Origin of the sequence: Vibrio profundi (assembly GCF_043642225.1) — a bacterium.
In the GTDB taxonomy this organism is placed as follows: domain Bacteria; phylum Pseudomonadota; class Gammaproteobacteria; order Enterobacterales; family Vibrionaceae; genus Vibrio; species Vibrio profundi_A.
In genome coordinates this window covers 108,512-128,180 of the sequence record NZ_JBHZSF010000009.1, presented here as the reverse complement: position 1 = coordinate 128,180, position 19,669 = coordinate 108,512, and the positions used below count along the sequence as shown (strand labels likewise).

Sequence of the window (19,669 nt, the reverse complement as noted above, 5' to 3'; positions counted from 1 at the left end):
ACTAGTTAAATGTGTAATTCAGCTGAACTGCAGAAATGTACGCGATGCCTTCTGCATCGAACTCAAGCTCCGGGTCTCCTGGAACTTTATTTTCTTCAGTAAACGACCCCGATTTACTTTGAACGATTGCAAAACCAGCATCCATAGTTAGGTTAGGTGTCATTACGTAAGTTAAGCCGGCGCTATACCAAAAACGATCACTATCAGGAATACTCAAAGTAGCTTCGCCAGCTTGCTCGTCATAGGCAAGACCTGCACGAAGAGTCCAGTCAGCATTAAGTTGGTAGGTGGCACCGAGAGATAAACGATCATTGTCATCGTATTTTTCTGACTTGTAGAAACATTGCCCAGCAGTGCCATCATTACACTCGGAGCTTGTCGCTTTTAACTCTTGGAATGTGCTCCAATCAGTTCGCTGCCACCCATAATGGATTGCCCACTGATCATTAAGTTGATGGAACGCTGATATCTCAAAGATAGACGGCAGGCTAATTTGTAGGCGTCCGGTCGTTTCGTTACTCGGGCCTTGTACTATACCGTTTCCGTAGTCATTAAATTTACCTTCATCGAAATCCAGATCTACGCTAGAGCGGTAAGCAAAAGAAAATCGATTCGATTCGTTGTATTCGTACAATGCGCCAACATTCCAACCGAATGCAATTGTTTCACCTGTCATGCTGACTAATTTTGTTGAGTAAGGATGGCCGCTTATATCGCCAATTCCGCCTTCATGCCTATTGAGTTCAGCTTCTGCGTACACAAGGTTTACGCCTGCGCCAATACTAAATTTATCGTTAACACGATATGCAAGGTTAGGGTTCAGGTTTACCGATAACAAAGAGGTATCACCAGCTACATCGCCAGCATAAATATCATCAGGGTAGTCAGTCGCAACGCCATAATTTGTAAACATGCCGATACCCCAAGCCCATTGGTCATTGATCGGGCTAATGTAATAAGCTGCAGGTACAACCTGCATAGGAGCGACATCATTTGATTTTTGATCATTGGTCTTGTCGTAGACATTAACCTCAGGATCGACGATCGATAGGGCACCGGAAAACTGTGCTGTATCAAACAGAGTCATCGCAGCAGGGTTACGTGCTAGCACACTTGCGTTATCGGCTACTGCGCCTTCACCAGAGAAAGCACGTCCTAAACCAGATGCTGAATGCTCAGCTACTTGGAAGCCTGCAGCCTGAATATTACAAGCAAACAGGATTGAAACGGACAGTAGAGAGCGTTGTACTGTTTTCATCCTTGACCCTCCTAGGGCATCAAATCTCATTATTATTTTGGAAAACCACTCTGAGCATTTAGAGTAAATACTGCTCAAATGTAAAAAACATGTTAATTCTATGTTTATTTAAAAGTCAAAGAATCAGATTGCATTTTGTGAACTTATATTTCGAAAGCGCGCGACTCTACCACCAATATTATAAATACTATCAATGGTTTATTTGTGGTTGGAGGTGTGACCAGAATTTTTTCTAACCAGTTAGATTAAATATGCATCTAACTGGTTATTTTTTAACATCTTAGTTTCTGTTTTAAAATATGTAGCAAATCGGCATAATGTGACGTCATTTTCTACGTCACTCAATTGGTAATAAAACTTGGAATTACTGGCTATAGAATTTCTGGGAAAACCTCTTCGCTTAGAAGGGTCGATGGCAGGTTGGCAACAACTATTTTGGGATAATACTTTAGTTTCTCAAATCGACGCAGACTCAGACGAAAACGCGCAACGGACTCACAACTTCAAACTATTGCATGGGGAGCAGGAGCTTCACTGTGAAGTATCTTCAAAGGTTCAGTGGCAGCCTTTCGAGATGGAATATTCCGCTTTGGTAAACGATCAGGTTATCGCGCAAGGCACGAGAAATACGAAAGATATCGAACAACAAACACCGGTTGTTGCGCCAGTGGCTGAGAAACGCTTTAGCTTAATTGGGTTGATCTCGTTAGGTATGAAAGCACTCAAAAGTGCCAAGCTCATCAAAGTCGTCCTAGCCTCGGCGAGTTTAGCCGCATATTCCTGGCTCTTTTCTATCCAATTCGCCCTCGCACTGATCGCTTGTTTAATGTTTCATGAATATGGACATATTCGTGCGATGAAATACTTTGGTATGAAAACCAAAGGCATTTATCTCATTCCGTTTTTGGGCGGGTTAGCCCTGTCAGATGAGAAAATAAACACTCGCTGGCAAGATGTGGTGATCTCTATCATGGGCCCATTTTTTGGTCTGATTTTGTCCGTCATTTTCCTAGTATTGTACTGGGCGACAGGAGAAATGTTTTTTGCCGGGCTTGCCGTTTTCAATGCACTGTTAAATCTATTTAACTTACTACCGATTCTGCCATTAGATGGAGGACATGTACTGAAAAGTATTAGCTTCTCTATGAATAGTACTTTGGGTATTTTGTTATGTGTTATCGCGGCAATTGGTGGGGTAATACTGAGCTATCAATTGAACCTCACATTGTTTGGGTTCTTACTGATAATGGGTAGTATTGAGATCTTAATTGAATGGCGCGGCCGTCATCATAGCCATTTACTGCCACTAGATAGATATGGTCAAATTATTTCGACTCTTTGGTATGTCAGTTTGGTCTCTGGCCTTATTGGGATCATTTGGTATTTCGCTTCCACAGGCGATGCGCTGCTTAGCTTACCAATGCAAATATTGGGTACGTAGCACCAAGCTTTCGAGTACAAGGTTTAACGAAAAAGCCCAGATTAAGAATCTGGGCTTTTTTCTTTGCTGTATCACTATGCCTTGCAGTTTGGTCGCTGCGTTCCATAGTTAGGCAGAGTTTTAATCGTGGCCTGTAAATCTTTAATACGAGTATTGTGAGAAGGGTGTGTCGACAATAGCTCCGGAGGCGCGCTACCACCTGAGGCTTTTGCCATATTTTTCCACAGATCGACACTTTGATTTGGGTTGAACCCCGCTTTCGCCATGTAATCTAACCCGACAATATCCGCTTCAGACTCTTGAGTTCTACCATATGGGAGGATAACGCCATACTGCACGCCAAGCCCAAGAGCAGCCATCGTCACCCCTTGGTATTGCTTGTATTCTGAAGCACCAACCGCAATGCTGGTTAATTGTAGGCCAGTATTGGCAATCTGAGATTGCGACAAGCGTTCATTACTGTGATCCGCAAGAACGTGAGCCACTTCATGCCCAATCACCGTCGCCAGTTGATCTTGATTCACTGCAACTTTCAGTAGGCCGGTATAGACACCAATCTTACCGCCAGGAAGGGCAAACGCGTTGACTTGATCGCTATCGAAGACGACAACTTCCCATTCACTGAATCCTTTCTGCTTAGGAATGTGCTGAGTGATGCTGTTTGCCACACACTGAACATAGGCGTTGGTTTTTGCATCTTTGCTAATAGGTTGCTCTTTCTTCATCTGCTCGAAAGAAGTCGCCCCTAATTGAGACATATCTTGGTCAGAAAAAAGTAAGAGTTGGTTGCGTCCTGTTGGAGAGGCACTACAGGCGGTTAGGCCAACGACGGCAAGCAAGGTAGATGCTTTTATCCATGTCGTCATACAATATCCTCATATATTACGATAGGTAGCCATGTTAACATCAACTGGCGTGATAACTAAAACAACGATTAAGGATTCATACGTGAGTATTTGGAAAAAACCTTTAGATTTAGAGTCGCTTAACGCTACTTCCAAAAATACTTTGATAGAGCACCTCAATATTGTTTATACCCAAATTACAGAAGATTCACTGGTCGCAACCATGCCCGTCTGCCATTTTACTCATCAACCTCTTGGCATGTTACATGGCGGCGCATCGGTGGTACTCGCTGAAACCCTAGGCTCGTTAGCCGCCAATTATTGTGTTCCGGAAGACTCGTTTTGTGTGGGCTTAGACATCAATGCCAATCACGTAAGAGCAATGCGCGAAGGGCATGTGATAGGGGAGGCGAAGCCAATTCATTTGGGTGTCTCAACTCAAGTATGGCAAATCAATATTACTGATGAGCGTGGACGTTTAGTCTGCACTAGCCGACTGACCATCGCAGTAAAAAAGCATAAAAGATAACTTATCAAATACTTATTTAGAGAAGGCAACTCCTTGGTTATAGATTTTAAAAGCGGAAAAATTATCGCTACCCCTCACGAAATTGTGGTTCGATTAGACGGAGAACATCGCGTGACCTTACAAGCCCAAACCGATGCTATTCAGCTAATCGGAAATGGTGCGAATGTTATTTCTGTCAATGGTGCAGAATGTAAGTGGTCAATCAAGCTCGACAATCAAGAACAGCTCACTGTACTGGCGGACGCCATCGGCATAGCGATTCTGTAATTCCCTTTCTTTCTGAACTCTAATTTTCGTTCCCACCTTGCTAAAATTCATAAAAATGAGGAAACTATAATATTCTTCTCTCGATTATGATTTCCTCTTTATGAGTAGCCCAAGACTTAGAGTTCAGTTTGAAACCTTATTTGAACATTTCGACGGAAAAGATACCGGCATCCAGCTTGAAGATATTACGGATATCTTGTGCTGCACTCGCCGTAACGCTCGGATAGTCTTAAACAAGCTCGCCGAAGAAGGGTGGATAGAGTGGCTCCCAGCCGCTGGGCGAGGAAAGCTTTCTCAACTGAAATTCAAACGTAACCGAAACGATGTCAGTGAGAACCTTGCTCGACGCTACCTTGAAGAAGGAAAAATTGGCCAAGCGCTTACGGTACTTGACCGTGATGCTGCTAAACTAACTCAGGTCATTCAGGGCTATTTAGGGGTTCAATATCAAGAGGGCGAACAAGTCGTTCGATTGCCTTATTATCGCCCGCTATCCATGCTTGATCCGCTAAAGTCGATGCGTCGTTCTGAGCAACATATCGCGTGCCAAGTTTTTAGTGGACTCACAAAACTAGACGATAACGACCAACTTCAGCCCGATCTTGCTCATTCATGGCAATCTTTGAGTGACACTCACTGGCGTTTCTATTTAAGACCTGGCGTTCGTTTTCATAATGGCGAGCCGCTCATTACTGAACATGTCGTTGAGTGCCTAGAGAAATTAGAATCTCTAAACATGTTTTCGCATATCAGGGAAGTCACATCACCTGCGGTTTGGGTGGTCGATGTTTTCCTTACAAGGCCCGACAAATACTTCCCATTAGCGCTCACTGAATCTAACGCCAAAATCACTCTACCTTACAGTTTAAGAAGTGATGATTACGACACTAAACCAGTCGGAACTGGGCCATATAAAGTCGAAGTCAATAACGAAAAACGGCTTATTTTGCATGCCTTCGATGGGTACTTTGGCTTTCGGCCTCTAATGGACAGAGTCGAAGTGTGGGTGGTTGATGAAGCGTATTCTTCGATGGTTTTTCCTAGCCTGACTAAGCCCACCATTTCAGACCGCGGTTCTAGCGATGAGGTTGGACTTGATCCTGGATGTACTTATCTGCTGCTAAATAGGCGCAGTGGCATAGCTAAACAAAAGGAGTGGGCAGAGTTTCTATCTAATGCATTAAATGCGTCGAATCTATTTGCTCATATTCCACAATCGACCGTCATTGAACTTGGGATTTTGCATGCCTACGGATTAAAACCTGGCTGGTATGACGTAATGCCCAACAATGCTGTATTTGTTCCACAAACGGACAAAAAAATATCAGTCGCGTATCAGCCACAGCATCCGATGTTTCCGACGCTTGCCAAGGCGATTGCGACGATATTAAAGACTTACTCAATTGAGGTTGAATTCATCACCTATGATCATACACACCCAAAACCAGAAGATGTGGACGTGTGGATCAAACCAATGGGTATTGCAAACAACCGAAATGATGCGCTAGCCGGATGGCTTTTAGATTACAGCGATGTTCAAAACCTGAGCCCACTCGACGATTTCGATCAGTGGTGCCAACTTGTGGATCGATGGAGGTCCGGAGAGTTTGAGCAGTTCCCAGCTAGAGAAATAGGCAAAGAACTGGTTAGCAGTAATCAAATTGTACCTATGTTCCACTGTTGGTTAGGCGTCAATAAAGACCAATGCGGAACGCTGCAAAATGCCAAATGTAATGCACTAGGCTGGTTCGATTTCAGCCAAGTGTGGGTTAAACCGGAAATCAATAACTCATGAATAAAACGCTCATCTACACGCTCGTCGCGCTTATCGCATTCGCTGCGAATTCCGTTCTGTGCAGATGGGCGCTAGCAGATCAAACCATCGATGCTTACAGCTTTACTTTAATACGGATTGTATCGGGCGCTGCGACACTATTATTCCTAATCAGTGTCATGAGACCTAAAATCGAAGAAAGCCAAACTATATCTTCCTATTTCAACCCGATATCGACACTCGCATTACTCGTGTATATGTTTGGGTTTTCCTACGCCTATATTGCATTGGGAGCTGGGCTAGGGGCGTTGATTCTGTTTGTCACCGTCCAATTTACGATGATCACTTATCACGTACTGAAAGGTAATCGCCTTTCAATGTTAGAATCGATAGGAATAGCCAGCTCAGTTATAGGCTTGAACTATCTGCTTCTGCCAAGTACTACTGATAAAAGCTCAGGTGTATTGCCTTTAATTTCGATGACATTGGCAGGAATAAGTTGGGGCGTTTATACGTTAAAAGGCAAAGAGAGCTCACAGCCACTCTTATCAACAACCATCAATTTTGTGCTAGCCACTCCAGCGGCATTGATACTGTTCCCTGTATTTTCGAGTACAAGTTTTCTCACGACTGAAGGGGTTATCTACGCCGTTTTATCAGGTAGCGTCGCCTCTGGTATCGGATATGCAATTTGGTACTGGGTGATGGGGCGAATCAAGACCGTTGTTGCCTCAGTATCACAGCTTTCTGTGCCAGTATTCGCGACCGTCGGAGGAATGGTTTTCTTAGCTGAACCATTAACGCTGCACTTTACAATTTCAGCAGCCATCATTTTAGTTGGTATCGCTATTGTGATACTCGCGCCTACCATTCAAAACCGAAACTCAAAATAACCAAACGAACATGGCAAAACCAAATAAGAAGCAACCGACAAAGACAGTTCAAGTATTATGTGCGAAATGCAAAACTCAACTGTTTAAATACCGAAAAGGCGGGAAGGGAGCATTAGTCAAATGCTTTAAAGAAAGGATCGTCGAAGATTATACTCAGACATCTTGCCATTGCCCTAGCTGTGAGCAGGAGTTTGCACGAGACACGTTAGTTCGCGGTACACCTGCCTACAAAATGATAGGCGGAAAGGTCACCATGAAATAATGACCTTTCCTTGAAGTTTACTGCAGTGTTATATAAGAGTTGAGCGACCTATCTTTAACGCACCACCCTTAAACTACAGCCTTTAAAGCGAGCGTTTCGTAAGGATTAAGTGACAATGTCACACTTGTTTCATCAATAGCTTTATAGTTACTAGACAGACATTTCACCGTACGATTCTGTAACAACTCAGGTAACGTGACTATTTGTTTCTTTTCAGAAAAATTACTGAATACGTAAATTCTATCGCGTTCATCGTGTCTGATATAAGCCAGAACCTCTTCATGACTTTCAAGTAACGGCATAAAGCCGCCATCAACGATACACGGCTCAGTTTTTCTCAATGCCACTAAATTCTGATAATGATAGAAAATCGAATTAGGGTCGTCTAATGCACTTTCAACATTAATCGACACATGATTTTTATTCACGCCTAACCACGGGTTACCATCGGAAAAACCACCGTTTCGAGCCGATGTCCACTGCATTGGTGTACGCGCGTTATCCCGGCTATTTTCGTGAATAGCCTCAAGCATAGAGTCATGGCTCTTTCCGGCTTCTGTTTTCACTTTATAGAAATTTAATGTTTCGATATCTTTATAGTCGCTAAGATCATCAAAACTGACGTTCGTCATACCAATCTCTTCGCCCTGATAAATGTATGGCGTGCCTTTCATAAAATGGAGTGTCGTAGCAAGCATCTTCGCTGATTCGACCCGATACTGAGTGTCATTACCATACTTAGATACAACACGAGGTAAATCGTGATTATTCCAAAACAGTGAATTCCAGCCCGTATGTTCGAGTTCAGATTGCCACTTAAATAACACACGCTTTAACTCGGAAACATTGAAAGGTGAAGGGGTCCACTTATCTCCGTTTTCCCACGTTAACGTGATGTGCTCAAACTGAAAAACCATCGAAAGCTCGTTACGGTTTGGCGCGCTATACAGTTTTGCAATGTCTGGAGTTGCCCCCCAAGTTTCACCAACCGTGAGTAAGTCTTTATCACCAAATGTCGCTTGGTTCATTTGTTGAAGCAGTGGATGCAACCTAGGTCCATTGCCCGTGATCCCTTTATCAATTTCTTTGCCGATTAAATCAATCACGTCTAATCGAAAACCACCAATACCTAACTCAATCCACCAGTTCATCATGTTGTGAACTTCGGTTTGAACTTTAGGGTTTTCCCAATTCAAATCAGGCTGTTTTTTTGAAAACAAATGGAAATAGTATTGCTGAGTATGTTCATCCCATTGCCAAGCACTACCACCAAAAATGGAACCCTGATCATCAGGAGGGCTGCCATCTTCTTTAGCATCACGCCAAATATAAAAGTCGCGGTACGGGTTATCCTTACTTCTACGAGCCTCCTCAAACCAAGTATGTTCATCTGACGTATGATTAACCACCAAGTCCATGATGACACGAATGCCTCGATCCTTTGCTTCATTCAGTAAGCGCTTCATGTCCTCTAACGTACCGAACTCTTCAGCAATCGCCTGATAGTCGGAAATGTCATAGCCATTGTCATCCATTGGCGACTTATAAACAGGTGATAGCCAGATTACGTCGACACCTAAAAGCGCAAGGTAATCGAGTTTGGATATCACACCAGCGATATCGCCAATTCCATCCCCGTTTGAATCGTAGAAGCTTCTTGGGTAAATCTGATAGACAACCGCGTTTTTCCACCAAGTTGAGTTCATCTTCTTTTCCATCGTTCATGCACTGATAAGCATCATAGACGTTGTTAATTGGGCAATAAAATAGAATTAAGAAGGATTGTTATAGTTTAAATCTATATCTACCGTATATAACCCCCGATAATTTTCTAACCATTATGATTTAATCTGTATTAAAATCTATATCCAGCCTAACAAAGGAATCCCCATCATTGTGAAAAAGTCTGAGCTCTATTTTTTATCCGTTGCTGAACTAGGCACTCTAAAATCCGCAGCCGATAAGCTAGGTATCGCGCAACCATCGCTAACGAGTGCCATCAAAAAGCTTGAAACTGAACTTGGGGTGGAGCTATTCGTTCGCCATCCGCGTGGCGTTGAACTCAGCGAATATGGTAAGCACTATCACCAACATGTATTGAAGCAGAAGCGAGAGCACGATCACTTAATTCACCATCTTTCAGAAATGAAAGCGAGGGAACTAGGAAAGCTTAAACTTGGGGTAGGTGAAGCATGGTGGGAGCTATTTGTTCGAGATTCACTTATTAATCTTCAAAACACTTCAAACCCTCAATCTTTGCATATCGAATTTGGTAATAACTTAAGTTTGATGAACGCTTTGGCGTGTGGCGATATCGACATGTTTATTGGGCACGAGATTCAGGGGCTCAATCAGCAATACAGCGTTAGGTTTCATCCAATGTTTCAGGAGTTTGAAGCGCTTTATGTTCGTGACGGTCACCCCTTACTGAATCAAGTTCCCGACAAGTTCAAGTCTTTCACCAAGAGCGGTCAAGACGATTGGATAGCAGCACAAAGTCAACCGTACCCACTTTTAAGGGTAACGTCAGATCATGCAAGACATGAAGCGATGATTAAAAGCAGCAATGGGCAACCTAAAGATAACAGGGTGACCTTTGATATTGACTCACTCAATGCTGCCATTGATGTTTTAAGCTCGACTGATGCGATCATGCCTTACACGTCCAAACTCAAAAACTGGTTAGGGACCAAAGGCATTAAGATGTTGGTGTTAGAACGATACAAAATAGGAAATGTAGGTATTTACACGCAGGATTCAATACTCTCGGAACCGATTAAAGAATGTATTGAATCATTCAAGCAAAGCTATAGGAACACACTAAATGGTTAAGCAAGCAATAACCGAGTACAGTGCCATTCTAACGACAGCACCGAACTCAGATCAGGCGAAGCGTATTATCGACGCATTACTTAGCGAGAAATTAGCGGCGTGTATTCAAACCATCCCAATTGAAAGTCATTACGTATGGGAAGGGGAAGTGTGCAACGACAATGAAATACTGCTAGTGATAAAAACGACCAACGCTTTATTCAGAGAAGTAGAACAATCGATTTGTGAGCAACATGAATATGACATTCCACAAATTGTTCAACTACCGATCACAGACGGTTTTAACCCTTATCTTAGTTGGATTAGTCAACTAACCCGTTAGTCCATTGACGAAAACGCCCTTGTACTTGCATCAGCAATAAAGAGGCTAGGGCGCCGGAATGATTTCAGCAATCTAAACCGCTCTTGATGCTGGCTCCAATGCTGAAAAGCAAGAATGGCGCTATATATCGCCATTAAATAGAGAAGAACAGTATTTTTACTTGATATTAATTTAGCCCTTACTTTGTTTTGGCCACTATTGCATGGTTTTGTACGTCGTTCAATTGTGATAGACATTACCAATTGTGTTGAAAAGCCAACCAAACGCGCACAATTTCATCTAACAAAACTTCACATTTCATTAAAGTTTGATTTACCCAATGAGCAACTCTAAAATCACCGCACAATTACTACAAAACAAGAAAGAAAGTCATGAAACTGGAAACTGTCGATTATCTTGCTGACGACGCAGCAGAACAATTTGTAAAGTCACTTCGCGAAACTGGATTTGGTGTTTTAAAGAACCACCCGATCCCGAAAGAGCTAGTGGAATCTATTTATGAAAATTGGTACCAATTTTTCATCTCTGAGCAGAAAAATGACTTTCACTACAATGTAGAAACACAAGATGGCTACTTCCCACCATCTGTTTCTGAAGTAGCAAAAGGTCACACTGTTAAAGACATTAAAGAGTATTTTCACGTTTACCCGTGGGGTCAAATTCCAGAGCAGCTGAAAGAGCAGATTTTGGATTACTACCAACGTGCAAATGCTTTTGCTCAAGAACTATTAGGTTGGGTTGAAGCGCACGCTCCTAAAGACGTTCAAGAGAAATTCTCTATCGCATTATCTGAAATGATCAATGGCAGTGAGCAAACTCTATTACGTGTTCTTCACTACCCGCCAATGCAAGGTGATGAAGAGCCAGGCGCAATCCGCGCTGCTGCTCACGAAGATATTAACCTGCTTACTGTGCTTCCAGCGGCGAATGAGCCAGGGCTACAAGTTAAATCTCAAGAGGGCGATTGGTTAGACGTACCTTGCGATTTCGGTAACTTAATCATCAACATCGGTGACATGCTACAAGAAGCGTCAGGTGGTTACTTCCCATCGACAACTCACCGAGTAATCAATCCGACAGGCGCACGCCAAGAGAAGTCTCGTATTTCACTTCCTTTGTTCTTGCACCCAAAACCTGAAGTTGTGTTATCTGAAAAGTACACCGCGAACGAATACTTGATGGAGCGCCTAAGAGAACTTGGCGTTATCTAATTCAACCTATGAGTTATCTAAAAGGTCAGCATTTGCTGGCCTTTTTTGTTGCTTGGTTCAAGAAAAAGAAAGCTAATTCGAATCCTACTCGACAAACCCGAAACAATAGATTTCAATTAAAAGAGCCCATCTCCAAGGTATCACTAGGTATGTCTGAAAATCTTAATGTAAGTGCAACTTTTCAAACTTATATGGAAAACCCATTGCTGTGGCCCATATTAGAAGTATTGCGTAAGCAGCCAAGTGGTTGGAAAGTGCATACCTTATCCGCGCATCTCAATGAACTTGGACTCGTTCCTATATTGGATGTCGTGCCAGAAAAAGACCTATTCAAACGCAACTTCCTTATCATGAACGCGTTATACCAATTACAGGAAACACTTTACCCAGACAACTGGTTACAAGTCTGCGCGATGGACATTGTCTTGATGCCTAGTCACCAAGCCTCAACTCATGCTGTTGACCATGAAGATCCTCTGCGCGATTACTATGTCCATTGGCATAACTATGAAGCGGAAGAAGGGGAAGTGAAACGCTTACTCAACGAGTTTTGGAGTCGCTACCGTAAGTTTGTTGGTAGTACGAATGGCGTCGATATGGATAGAGCCAAAGCCTTGAGCCTATTTGAATTGCCTCATGATGCGACTCAGCCAGATATTCGTAAGCGATGGAGAAAGCTCGCTCTCAAATGGCACCCAGATAGAGATAACGGTAATACTGCTAAGTTTCGTACCTTGTGCGAAGCTTGGAATGTGTTAAGACACTAGCAAGTCATATTTGTATTAACTAAGAGCCTCTTCACTACGATGAGGCTCTTTTTACTGGAACATCTAAACCAAACAAACGACTTTGTGGTTTGAACAACGCAGGCTTTGCTAACTCGAATGTGAAAATGCGTAGTCCAGCACCTTTCGTATATAAGGAGCGCCGACCTTCGAGCCACCATTACCATGTTCAATCACGACTGTCGCGACATATTTGGGATCATTATACGGTGCAAATGCCGTGTACAGTGCATGGTCGAGCAGATGCTTTGACAGCTCCTTCGAGTTATATACCTGATCTTTACCCAAATCGAACACTTGAGCAGTACCAGATTTCCCACCACTAACATAGTCTGCGCCTTTAAATGCTCTTCTACCGCTTCCATGAGAGCCATGATTCACAAGCCTCATTGCATTAATAGGAATATCCCAGACCTTATCTTGCACCTCATGAATCGATGGCAGTGGATTAACGGGTATAGCGACCTGCTGATCAAAATCTTCGCCATGATCAAGCGTCGCCTTTAAGATATGTGGAGGCATCACTTTTCCATGATTCACCAGTACTGAAGTAGCTTTAGCTAGCTGCATTGGAGTGGCGGTCCAGTAACCTTGGCCTATCCCGATAGGTACCGTATCACCTTGATACCAAGGAGTTCGATAGCGTGACATTTTCCATTCACGAGTTGGCATGTTCGCATTGCTTTCTTCATAGATATCAATGCCTGTAGGCACACCAAAACCAAAACGATTCATCCACGTCGAAATACGATCAATACCGAGATCGAATGCGGTTTGATAGAAAAATGAGTCCACAGATTCTTCAATCGCCTTAGTCACGTCAACGGGGCCATGACCCCAACGCTTCCAATCCCGCCAAGCTTTAGAATTCGAACGAGAGCCTGGAATTCGCCACACTCCGTGATCGTTTCTTACCGTGCTCTTATCAATCACATGTTCCTGTAAGCCCGCTACCGCCATAAATGGCTTAATAGTTGAAGCTGGTGGGTAGACTCCCAAAGTCGTTCTATTGACTAGCGGCCTAGCAGGGTCATTCAACAAACGTTGATAGTTTCTACTCGAAATCCCATCTACAAATAGGTTTGGATCATAGCTCGGGCTCGAAGCCATTGCTAAAACACTATTATCCTTAGGATCTAATACGACCGCGCTACCAGTGCGATGGTCAAGTTGCTCAAACACATATTTTTGAAGCTCTAGATCAATATTGAGAACAATGTCTTTTCCCGCCACTGGTGGTACATACTCTAAGGTTCTGACGACACGGCCACGACTATTGACTTCAACTTCCTGATAGCCTTTTTGTCCATGGAGAACATCCTCATAATAACGTTCGACACCAAGTTTCCCGATGACTTGAGTTGCTTGATAATTAGCGTCTTTACCTTCTTCTATCAGTCGCTTTAAGTCTCTGTCATTAATGTGTGCGACGTAGCCAAGTACATGTGTGAGCACTTCACCATTTGGGTAAAAGCGCTTAAGGTTAGTATCGATTGACAGGCTAGGGAACTGGTACTGATGAACGGAAAACTTCGCGATTTCAACTTCCGTCAAGTTATCAAGAATAGTCACGGGCTTAAAACGTTTTACTTTACGATACGCACGTTTGAACTTTTTAACTTCGCTAGACGTTAGGGGAATGATGCGGTTCAATTTTTCAAGCATTTGTTCCACATCATGAGTCTGCTCGGGAATCATGGTGAGAGAATAAACAAGCTTATTTTCCGCCAAAAGTTTCCCATTTCGATCGTAAATAAGGCCCCGAGTAGGAGGGATGGGTAGCACTTTGATACGATTGCCGTCAGCACGCGTTTGATAGTTTTCAAAATTGTTAACTTGTAAACGATATAGATTACTAATAAGTACCAGCGTCAGTAATAAGATTCCTGAAAACGCGGCGACTACTCGACCTTTAAATAGCCTTACTTCGCTCTTATGATCACGTAGCTTTACACGTTGATGCTTCACCAGACTCCACCTTGTTACATTTAGTTACACTCGTGAGCCATGACTCTATCTGAATATTTTCAACAGATTGTAAAACTTATGTCAGGTTCACAAGTTTCCTTCCATCTCATCGGTACTAACTAAAAAATTCCAAGGTGTTCAGACAACTGCGGATACTATTATGATCGGTTTAGATACAAAAAAGCCTAGCATCGAGCTAGGCTTTGATAATCAAATCGGTAAATTAGATAGATGGCTTAAACTGAGACTTTCTCATGCGGTTTAAAGCAGCCATTACATCCAGTGTTCGAGGTTTGGCTAAGTCACCGTAGTTAGGCATTTTAGTGTGCCATTCAGTGTCTAACAGCGCTTCCATTTCTTTAGCTGGGTTATTCGACCAACCTGGTAGTTGAGCGAATTGGAACCAAGCCCAACCAATTGCGTTGACTTCAGATACCGATTCAAGCTGCTCTAACGCGGAAAGATCCGCAAATTCTTTACCAAAGCGCAGGGAATCTTTTCCTTTTGCACTGACACGGAACTTACCGTCAGTCAAAATATTCATCAACGCAGCACGGTTAAATGAACGCGGTACAAACGTGCTTAGCTCACTTTCACACTCATTGGTGCGTTGAGTAGGGTGCTGCAGGATCACTTCTTTTGCTTTTTCAGTGACATCTACCGCTTGATAGTCGTGCATTTGAATCACGGTATCAGCAACATCAAGGTAGTCACCAGAACCACCCATTACCACAAGTGTCGAGATTTCCATTGAGTCACGAAGTTGGCCGATACGATCAACAAGTGGAGTGATCGGTTCATCGCCTTTCGCTACCAGTGCTTGCATTCTCTCATCACGAATCATGAAGTTTGTCGCCGATGTATCTTCATCAATAAGTAAAGTTTGGACACCGGCTTCGATCGATTCTTGCAGCCATGCCGCTTGTGATGTTGAACCAGATGCATCTTGAGTCGTGAAGTCACTAGTATCTTTACCCATAGGCAAATGATTAATGTAGTTAGACAGGTTCAAATGGTGAACACAGCGACCATCTTCTGCACGGATCTTCATCGCGTTAATGTTGGTCACAATGCCTTCACGGCCATCGCCTGGAATATGGTTGTAGATAGAGCGCTCTACCGCATTAAGCAGCGTAGATTTGCCGTGGAAGCCACCACCAACAATCAAGGTAATACCTTTAGGAATACCCATGCCTTTAACTTCGCCTTTATTTGGCGCTTTCAAAGTAACAGTCAGTGATTCCGGCGCTTCAAATGCAACCGCATCCTTCATTGGAAGATCACAGTTACCGGCAATACGTGGAAGCACACTGCCATTCGACACAAATGCCGCAAGATTATGTTGTTCTAACTGAGCACGTAGCGCTTCTTGATCTTCAATAACTTGGCAATGTTCCACCAAAGCATCAAAATCCAGTTCTCTTTCCAATGTGGCACGACGAATAAACTTAGGTAGGTAGAAAGTGATAATGTTAATCGCTTTTTTTGCCAAGATGCTACGGCCGTCGGCAGGCAGGTTGATACGGAATCTCAGTTCAATGCCTTCGTCGGTGAAGACAACGGCGGTGTTGTCTAAAACCGTCTGACCGGTTAGAGCAATTGAGACTGTTGATTCTTGCTTGGCAAATTCGGCAAAACTGCGAGCAATAAAATCACGTGCGGCGACTTGATAAGCTTGAGATTTACCTCGAAGCCACTCTAAACCAGTCAGCGACCAAGCGCGCGTAGCACGGAAGCGAGAAGCAGATGCGTATGGGTCACCTTGAATATGGTCAACATGCAATTCGAAATCACCGAAGTCGTACTGACCTTTAATTTGTTGATATGCGCGGTAGTTCTGTTTTTCGAGCTTTTTAAGCTTTGCAGTCAACTGATCCATAACGATGTGTGCCTAATTATAAAAGAGAAAGGCGGCGATTATAGAAACCGCCACCTATAGAGTAAAGAGAAACTGAGGTTAATTTCTAAGTGTAGGCATATTGAGCAGTACCCAGGTAGTTTTGATTGATTAAACTATGCTCAAACTCTTGGCAGGGCATGGGTTTTCCATATAAATAGCCTTGTCCAACTTCACAGCCTTCTTCAATGATAAACTGCTCTTGAGACTCAGATTCAATCCCTTCGATAACTACTTTTAAATCCAGTTTTTTTGCAATTTGAATGATTGAGCGAACGATTTCTACATCATCATCAGATTTATGCATTTGGTCGATAAAGCTCTTATCAATTTTTATCGAATCAAAGGGGAATTTCTTAAGGTAACTAAAGGATGCATAGCCAGTCCCAAAATCATCAAGTGACAATGTCACCCCTATTTCGTGAAGATTTTCAAGCGTGTTCTTAGCGACGACTTCGTCAGCGATTAGGCCACTTTCCGTCACTTCAAGCTCTAAAAAATGAGGCGGTAAGTGATAGGTATCTAAAAGGTGGGTAACTTGTTCAGAGAACTGTGCGTTTTTCAGCTGAATCGCAGAAACGTTAACGGCCATTTTAAAATCATCAACATAATTCGACCACTCTTTGGCTTTTTCAATCGCCGCTCTTAGTACAAAGCTGCCCACTTCAAATATCAATCCATTTTGCTCCGCCATATGGATAAGTGTTTCATTAGAAATGTCGCCAAGTACTGGATGACGCCACCTCAAGAGCGCTTCTGCTCCGATCCACTTGTGAGAAACCGGGCAAACCTTGGGTTGGAAATACAGCATTAAGTCGTCATTTCTTACCGCTTGAAGTAAATAGCTCTCAAGCTGGTTAATATGACTTTGGTTTTCGGTGTGTGATTGAGAATAGTAGGCGTACTTCTGCCCTGAATCTTTGCAAGCAAGCATGGCTTCACTTGAGTTTTGCAGAAGTGATGAGGCTTCTTGCCCTTTATGGCTTACTGCAATGCCGATGAAAGCATGTAAGTGAACTTTGTCGTTATCAATTAAAAATTCAGAATGCCCAATTTCGACAAGATGTTTACATAGCTCATCAAGACGATGCTGTAGGTCTGGTGCGCTGAAGGCAATGGCTAAGTCTACCGAGGTTGGCCGGGCAGTAATGACTTCAATATCATCAATACAGCCTAGGCGTTCACGGTATTCTATCAGTACTTTATCTAGCCCTTCATAACCATACCGTGACTGGATACGTCGCCCATTTGTAAAGCCAATATGAACAACCGCTACTGAGCGATTCGATTTGGTTTGTGACGGTAAAAGCAAGTGATTAAGTTGGCTTTCAAACGCGTTTCGATTAAAAAAACCGGTGCCTAAATCGTGACTTTTTTGGTACGAGATTTTTTGTTCGGCCGCCTTACGTTTATCGATTTCTTGATTTAACGAATAGTTCAAACTGGCAAGATCTTTGGTTCTTGTGTGAACACGGCTTTTAAGTTCGTTATTTAGGTTCTGAAGCTTTGCGTGTTGATAGAGAGTAGTGAGTTGCGATTCTATTGAAATACGAAAGCTTTCAAGCAATTTGATGTAGGTTGGCGTGTAATGATTTTCTTTGTTATCCAAAATACATATGGTGCCAAATGATTCACCATTAGGCCAAAGCAGGGGAATACCACAATATGAAATCATTCCGAGTGCTATATCTGGATTATCTTCCCAATCAGGATCTGATAAAGCGTTAGGGACTTTAAGGCGACTTTTCTCTTCCAGTACGGTTTCACAATATAGACCATTGCCTAAACCTTCCGAATCACCTTGGCTATATGGGTTCCCTTCGCTATTACTTGTTGAAAAGACTTCGATGGACTCAGAATGAACACGCATGATCAATGCGGCTGGGACTTTCGTGATTTGTGCAAGTAAGTCGACAATATTTTCCCAACCTTCCTTCATGTCTTCAGGAATATCTAATTCTATTGTATTAATTTTTGTCATATTAGCTCTCATTCCTTGACGCGATTAAAAACACTTCCTGTGTTGAGTTGCGTAAGATTTAATGACGACGTTGTTCCGTAATAATTTTAGTATAAGAAAGCGAAAACGAAAAAGCCTCAGCAAATTCACCAAGGCTTATAGAGTTTGACAGGGATCTCACTTATGAGACCTTCCACTCCTCAAGGGGTTAGCTTTATAAAACTATCAATATCCACTTCTTGTGAATAATCGACATTAGCCAATCCAAATCCATTGAGTTGCATAAACTCTTTCTTAAAGCCTTCGTAGTCTCCAACATGAGTGAAGTTGCTCTCATCCATCGTTTCAAGCAACTCAGACACATGTTTCTGGATTTCTGGATCAAGCTCCCATTCATCCATACGCAATAAACGCTCGCCATCCAAAGGTACTAGTTCTTGACCATACAGTTTGGTACTAAAGAGTCGCTGCATCTGTTCAATACAGCTCTCGTGTTTGTCTTGAGCTTTCATGACTTTATAAAGCGCGAGAATATAGGGAGATAGAGAAGGGATGAACACGCTTGCTTTTGTCACTAAAGCTTTACAAACCGTAGCGTAAGCGCTGCCATTAAAGTTAGCGAGCTTCAAATTTAAGGCATGACTAGTTTGGTGAAGATCTATTTTTGCACGTCCTAGTGTGCCATCAAGATAAATAGGGTGGGTAATTTCTGGTCCTACATATGAGAAAGCGATAGTTTTACAACCATCCGCAATAGACTCTGAATTGATCAGCTCATCAATCCAATTTTCCCAATCTTCGCCTCCCATGACCTTCTGAGTAGCGAGTTCCTCTTCAAGCGTTGCGGCATTAATTGTTGTTTCGCCCCAAGAATCGTCTTCAAGGGAAATAGTCGCGCCAGTGACAGACTGACCAATCGGCTTGATGGCAGAACGCCAGAACTCTCCCGATTCATCTTTAGGACGCATGCCCGCAGCCAAGCTATAGATGATAAGGTCTACTTCACCTTCAAAATACGTTTCTATCGCTTCTACAACTTGTTCTCGAATATCATTAGCAAAGGCATCACCGACAATATTAACAGCTAGTCTTTGTTCTTTTTCTGCTTCTTGCTTAAAGAAAATATTGTTATACCAGCCCGCACTACCAAATGACTTTTCGCTTGGACCTCTTTCAAAAGAAACCCCAATTGTGTCAGCTTGCGCACCACCAAAAGCTAGAGCAATCCTTGCCGCTAAACCAAAACCAGACGAAGCACCAATGATAAGAACTCTTTTTGGCCCTTGTTTGATTGGGTTGGCATTTTTTACGTATTGGATTTGTTGCTTTACGGCTTCATGACAGCCTACAGGGTGTGCATTCTTTGCGACTACGCCTTTAATTACTGGTTCAATTAGCATAAATAACCTTACATAAAACGGGTGA

The 19,669-nt window shown here is 42.8% G+C and carries 17 protein-coding genes; 10 read left to right on the top strand and 7 right to left on the bottom strand.

Going from position 1 to position 19,669, the window contains the following annotated elements; all coding sequences use genetic code 11:
• Position 1: 1 nt before the first annotated feature.
• Positions 2–1,258 (bottom strand): outer membrane protein transport protein, encoded by a 1,257-nt coding sequence (locus ACHUFI_RS14745; RefSeq protein WP_394250402.1) that lies wholly within the window; start codon positions 1,256–1,258, stop codon positions 2–4.
• 358 nt (positions 1,259–1,616) lie between these two features.
• On the opposite strand from ACHUFI_RS14745, the gene ACHUFI_RS14740 reads away from it, so the two are divergent.
• Entirely contained in the window at positions 1,617–2,699 is a 1,083-nt protein-coding gene (locus ACHUFI_RS14740; protein ID WP_394250400.1) for a site-2 protease family protein, read from the top strand.
• A gap of 74 nt (positions 2,700–2,773) precedes the next feature.
• On the opposite strand, the gene ACHUFI_RS14735 is transcribed toward ACHUFI_RS14740, so the two are convergent.
• A complete protein-coding gene (locus ACHUFI_RS14735) occupies positions 2,774–3,565 on the bottom strand; it encodes a M48 family metallopeptidase (protein ID WP_394250398.1) in 792 nt (263 codons plus the stop codon).
• 82 nt (positions 3,566–3,647) lie between these two features.
• Between ACHUFI_RS14735 and ACHUFI_RS14730 the strand changes: the two genes are divergently transcribed.
• From ACHUFI_RS14730 to ACHUFI_RS14710, 5 genes are all read left to right on the top strand, one after another.
• Positions 3,648–4,073, top strand: a complete 426-nt coding sequence (locus ACHUFI_RS14730; protein ID WP_394250396.1) for a hotdog fold thioesterase — start codon at positions 3,648–3,650, stop codon at positions 4,071–4,073.
• A 33-nt stretch (positions 4,074–4,106) separates the two neighbouring features.
• On the top strand, positions 4,107–4,340 hold the full coding sequence (locus tag ACHUFI_RS14725; RefSeq protein WP_394250394.1) for a DUF3389 domain-containing protein: 234 nt from the start codon (positions 4,107–4,109) through the stop codon (positions 4,338–4,340).
• A gap of 100 nt (positions 4,341–4,440) precedes the next feature.
• Positions 4,441–6,135, top strand: coding sequence for an SgrR family transcriptional regulator (locus ACHUFI_RS14720; RefSeq protein WP_394250392.1), 1,695 nt, complete (start codon positions 4,441–4,443; stop codon positions 6,133–6,135).
• On the top strand, positions 6,132–7,007 hold the full coding sequence (locus tag ACHUFI_RS14715; protein ID WP_394250390.1) for a DMT family transporter: 876 nt from the start codon (positions 6,132–6,134) through the stop codon (positions 7,005–7,007). The genes ACHUFI_RS14720 and ACHUFI_RS14715 overlap by 4 nt, the downstream gene beginning before the upstream one ends.
• A gap of 10 nt (positions 7,008–7,017) precedes the next feature.
• Positions 7,018–7,269: a hypothetical protein gene (locus ACHUFI_RS14710; RefSeq protein WP_394250388.1), complete on the top strand. Its 252-nt coding sequence runs from the start codon at positions 7,018–7,020 to the stop codon at positions 7,267–7,269.
• 68 nt (positions 7,270–7,337) lie between these two features.
• On the opposite strand, the gene ACHUFI_RS14705 is transcribed toward ACHUFI_RS14710, so the two are convergent.
• Complete coding sequence (locus tag ACHUFI_RS14705) at positions 7,338–8,975, bottom strand: glycoside hydrolase family 13 protein (protein WP_394250386.1); 1,638 nt, start codon at positions 8,973–8,975, stop codon at positions 7,338–7,340.
• A gap of 190 nt (positions 8,976–9,165) precedes the next feature.
• Here ACHUFI_RS14705 and ACHUFI_RS14700 point away from each other — a divergent pair, with 190 nt between their 5' ends.
• The 4 genes from ACHUFI_RS14700 (at position 9,166) to ACHUFI_RS14685 (ending at position 12,401) form a co-directional block, all read left to right on the top strand.
• Entirely contained in the window at positions 9,166–10,101 is a 936-nt protein-coding gene (locus ACHUFI_RS14700) for a LysR family transcriptional regulator (RefSeq protein ID WP_394250384.1), read from the top strand.
• Positions 10,094–10,423, top strand: coding sequence for a divalent-cation tolerance protein CutA (cutA, locus tag ACHUFI_RS14695; protein ID WP_394250382.1), 330 nt, complete (start codon positions 10,094–10,096; stop codon positions 10,421–10,423). The genes ACHUFI_RS14700 and cutA overlap by 8 nt, the downstream gene beginning before the upstream one ends.
• Positions 10,424–10,794: 371 nt before the next feature.
• Positions 10,795–11,634 (top strand): isopenicillin N synthase family dioxygenase, encoded by an 840-nt coding sequence (locus tag ACHUFI_RS14690; RefSeq protein WP_394250380.1) that lies wholly within the window; start codon positions 10,795–10,797, stop codon positions 11,632–11,634.
• 149 nt (positions 11,635–11,783) lie between these two features.
• Entirely contained in the window at positions 11,784–12,401 is a 618-nt protein-coding gene (locus tag ACHUFI_RS14685; RefSeq protein ID WP_394250378.1) for a DNA-J related domain-containing protein, read from the top strand.
• A 108-nt stretch (positions 12,402–12,509) separates the two neighbouring features.
• Here the strand turns inward: ACHUFI_RS14685 and mrdA are convergent, their stop codons facing one another.
• The 4 genes from mrdA to fabV all read right to left on the bottom strand — a co-directional run bounded on the left by mrdA (position 12,510) and on the right by fabV (position 19,644).
• Entirely contained in the window at positions 12,510–14,387 is a 1,878-nt protein-coding gene (gene mrdA, locus ACHUFI_RS14680; RefSeq protein WP_394250376.1) for a penicillin-binding protein 2, read from the bottom strand.
• A 223-nt stretch (positions 14,388–14,610) separates the two neighbouring features.
• On the bottom strand, positions 14,611–16,266 hold the full coding sequence (locus tag ACHUFI_RS14675; RefSeq protein ID WP_394250374.1) for a P-loop domain-containing protein: 1,656 nt from the start codon (positions 16,264–16,266) through the stop codon (positions 14,611–14,613).
• Positions 16,267–16,351: 85 nt separating this feature from the next.
• Entirely contained in the window at positions 16,352–18,265 is a 1,914-nt protein-coding gene (locus ACHUFI_RS14670; RefSeq protein WP_394250372.1) for a sensor domain-containing phosphodiesterase, read from the bottom strand.
• 179 nt (positions 18,266–18,444) lie between these two features.
• Positions 18,445–19,644, bottom strand: coding sequence for an enoyl-ACP reductase FabV (gene fabV, locus ACHUFI_RS14665; protein ID WP_394250370.1), 1,200 nt, complete (start codon positions 19,642–19,644; stop codon positions 18,445–18,447).
• Positions 19,645–19,669: the final 25 nt, after the last annotated feature.

Coding starts and splice junctions, on each gene's coding strand:
- ACHUFI_RS14705 (WP_394250386.1), bottom strand. CDS start 8,975: ATGAACTCAACTTGGTGGAAAAACGCGGTTGTCTATCAGATTTACCCA.
- ACHUFI_RS14675 (WP_394250374.1), bottom strand. CDS start 16,266: ATGGATCAGTTGACTGCAAAGCTTAAAAAGCTCGAAAAACAGAACTAC.
- fabV (WP_394250370.1), bottom strand. CDS start 19,644: ATGCTAATTGAACCAGTAATTAAAGGCGTAGTCGCAAAGAATGCACAC.
- ACHUFI_RS14670 (WP_394250372.1), bottom strand. CDS start 18,265: ATGACAAAAATTAATACAATAGAATTAGATATTCCTGAAGACATGAAG.
- cutA (WP_394250382.1), top strand. CDS start 10,094: ATGGTTAAGCAAGCAATAACCGAGTACAGTGCCATTCTAACGACAGCA.
- ACHUFI_RS14690 (WP_394250380.1), top strand. CDS start 10,795: ATGAAACTGGAAACTGTCGATTATCTTGCTGACGACGCAGCAGAACAA.
- ACHUFI_RS14735 (WP_394250398.1), bottom strand. CDS start 3,565: ATGACGACATGGATAAAAGCATCTACCTTGCTTGCCGTCGTTGGCCTA.
- ACHUFI_RS14745 (WP_394250402.1), bottom strand. CDS start 1,258: ATGAAAACAGTACAACGCTCTCTACTGTCCGTTTCAATCCTGTTTGCT.
- ACHUFI_RS14685 (WP_394250378.1), top strand. CDS start 11,784: ATGTCTGAAAATCTTAATGTAAGTGCAACTTTTCAAACTTATATGGAA.
- ACHUFI_RS14710 (WP_394250388.1), top strand. CDS start 7,018: ATGGCAAAACCAAATAAGAAGCAACCGACAAAGACAGTTCAAGTATTA.
- ACHUFI_RS14720 (WP_394250392.1), top strand. CDS start 4,441: ATGAGTAGCCCAAGACTTAGAGTTCAGTTTGAAACCTTATTTGAACAT.
- ACHUFI_RS14715 (WP_394250390.1), top strand. CDS start 6,132: ATGAATAAAACGCTCATCTACACGCTCGTCGCGCTTATCGCATTCGCT.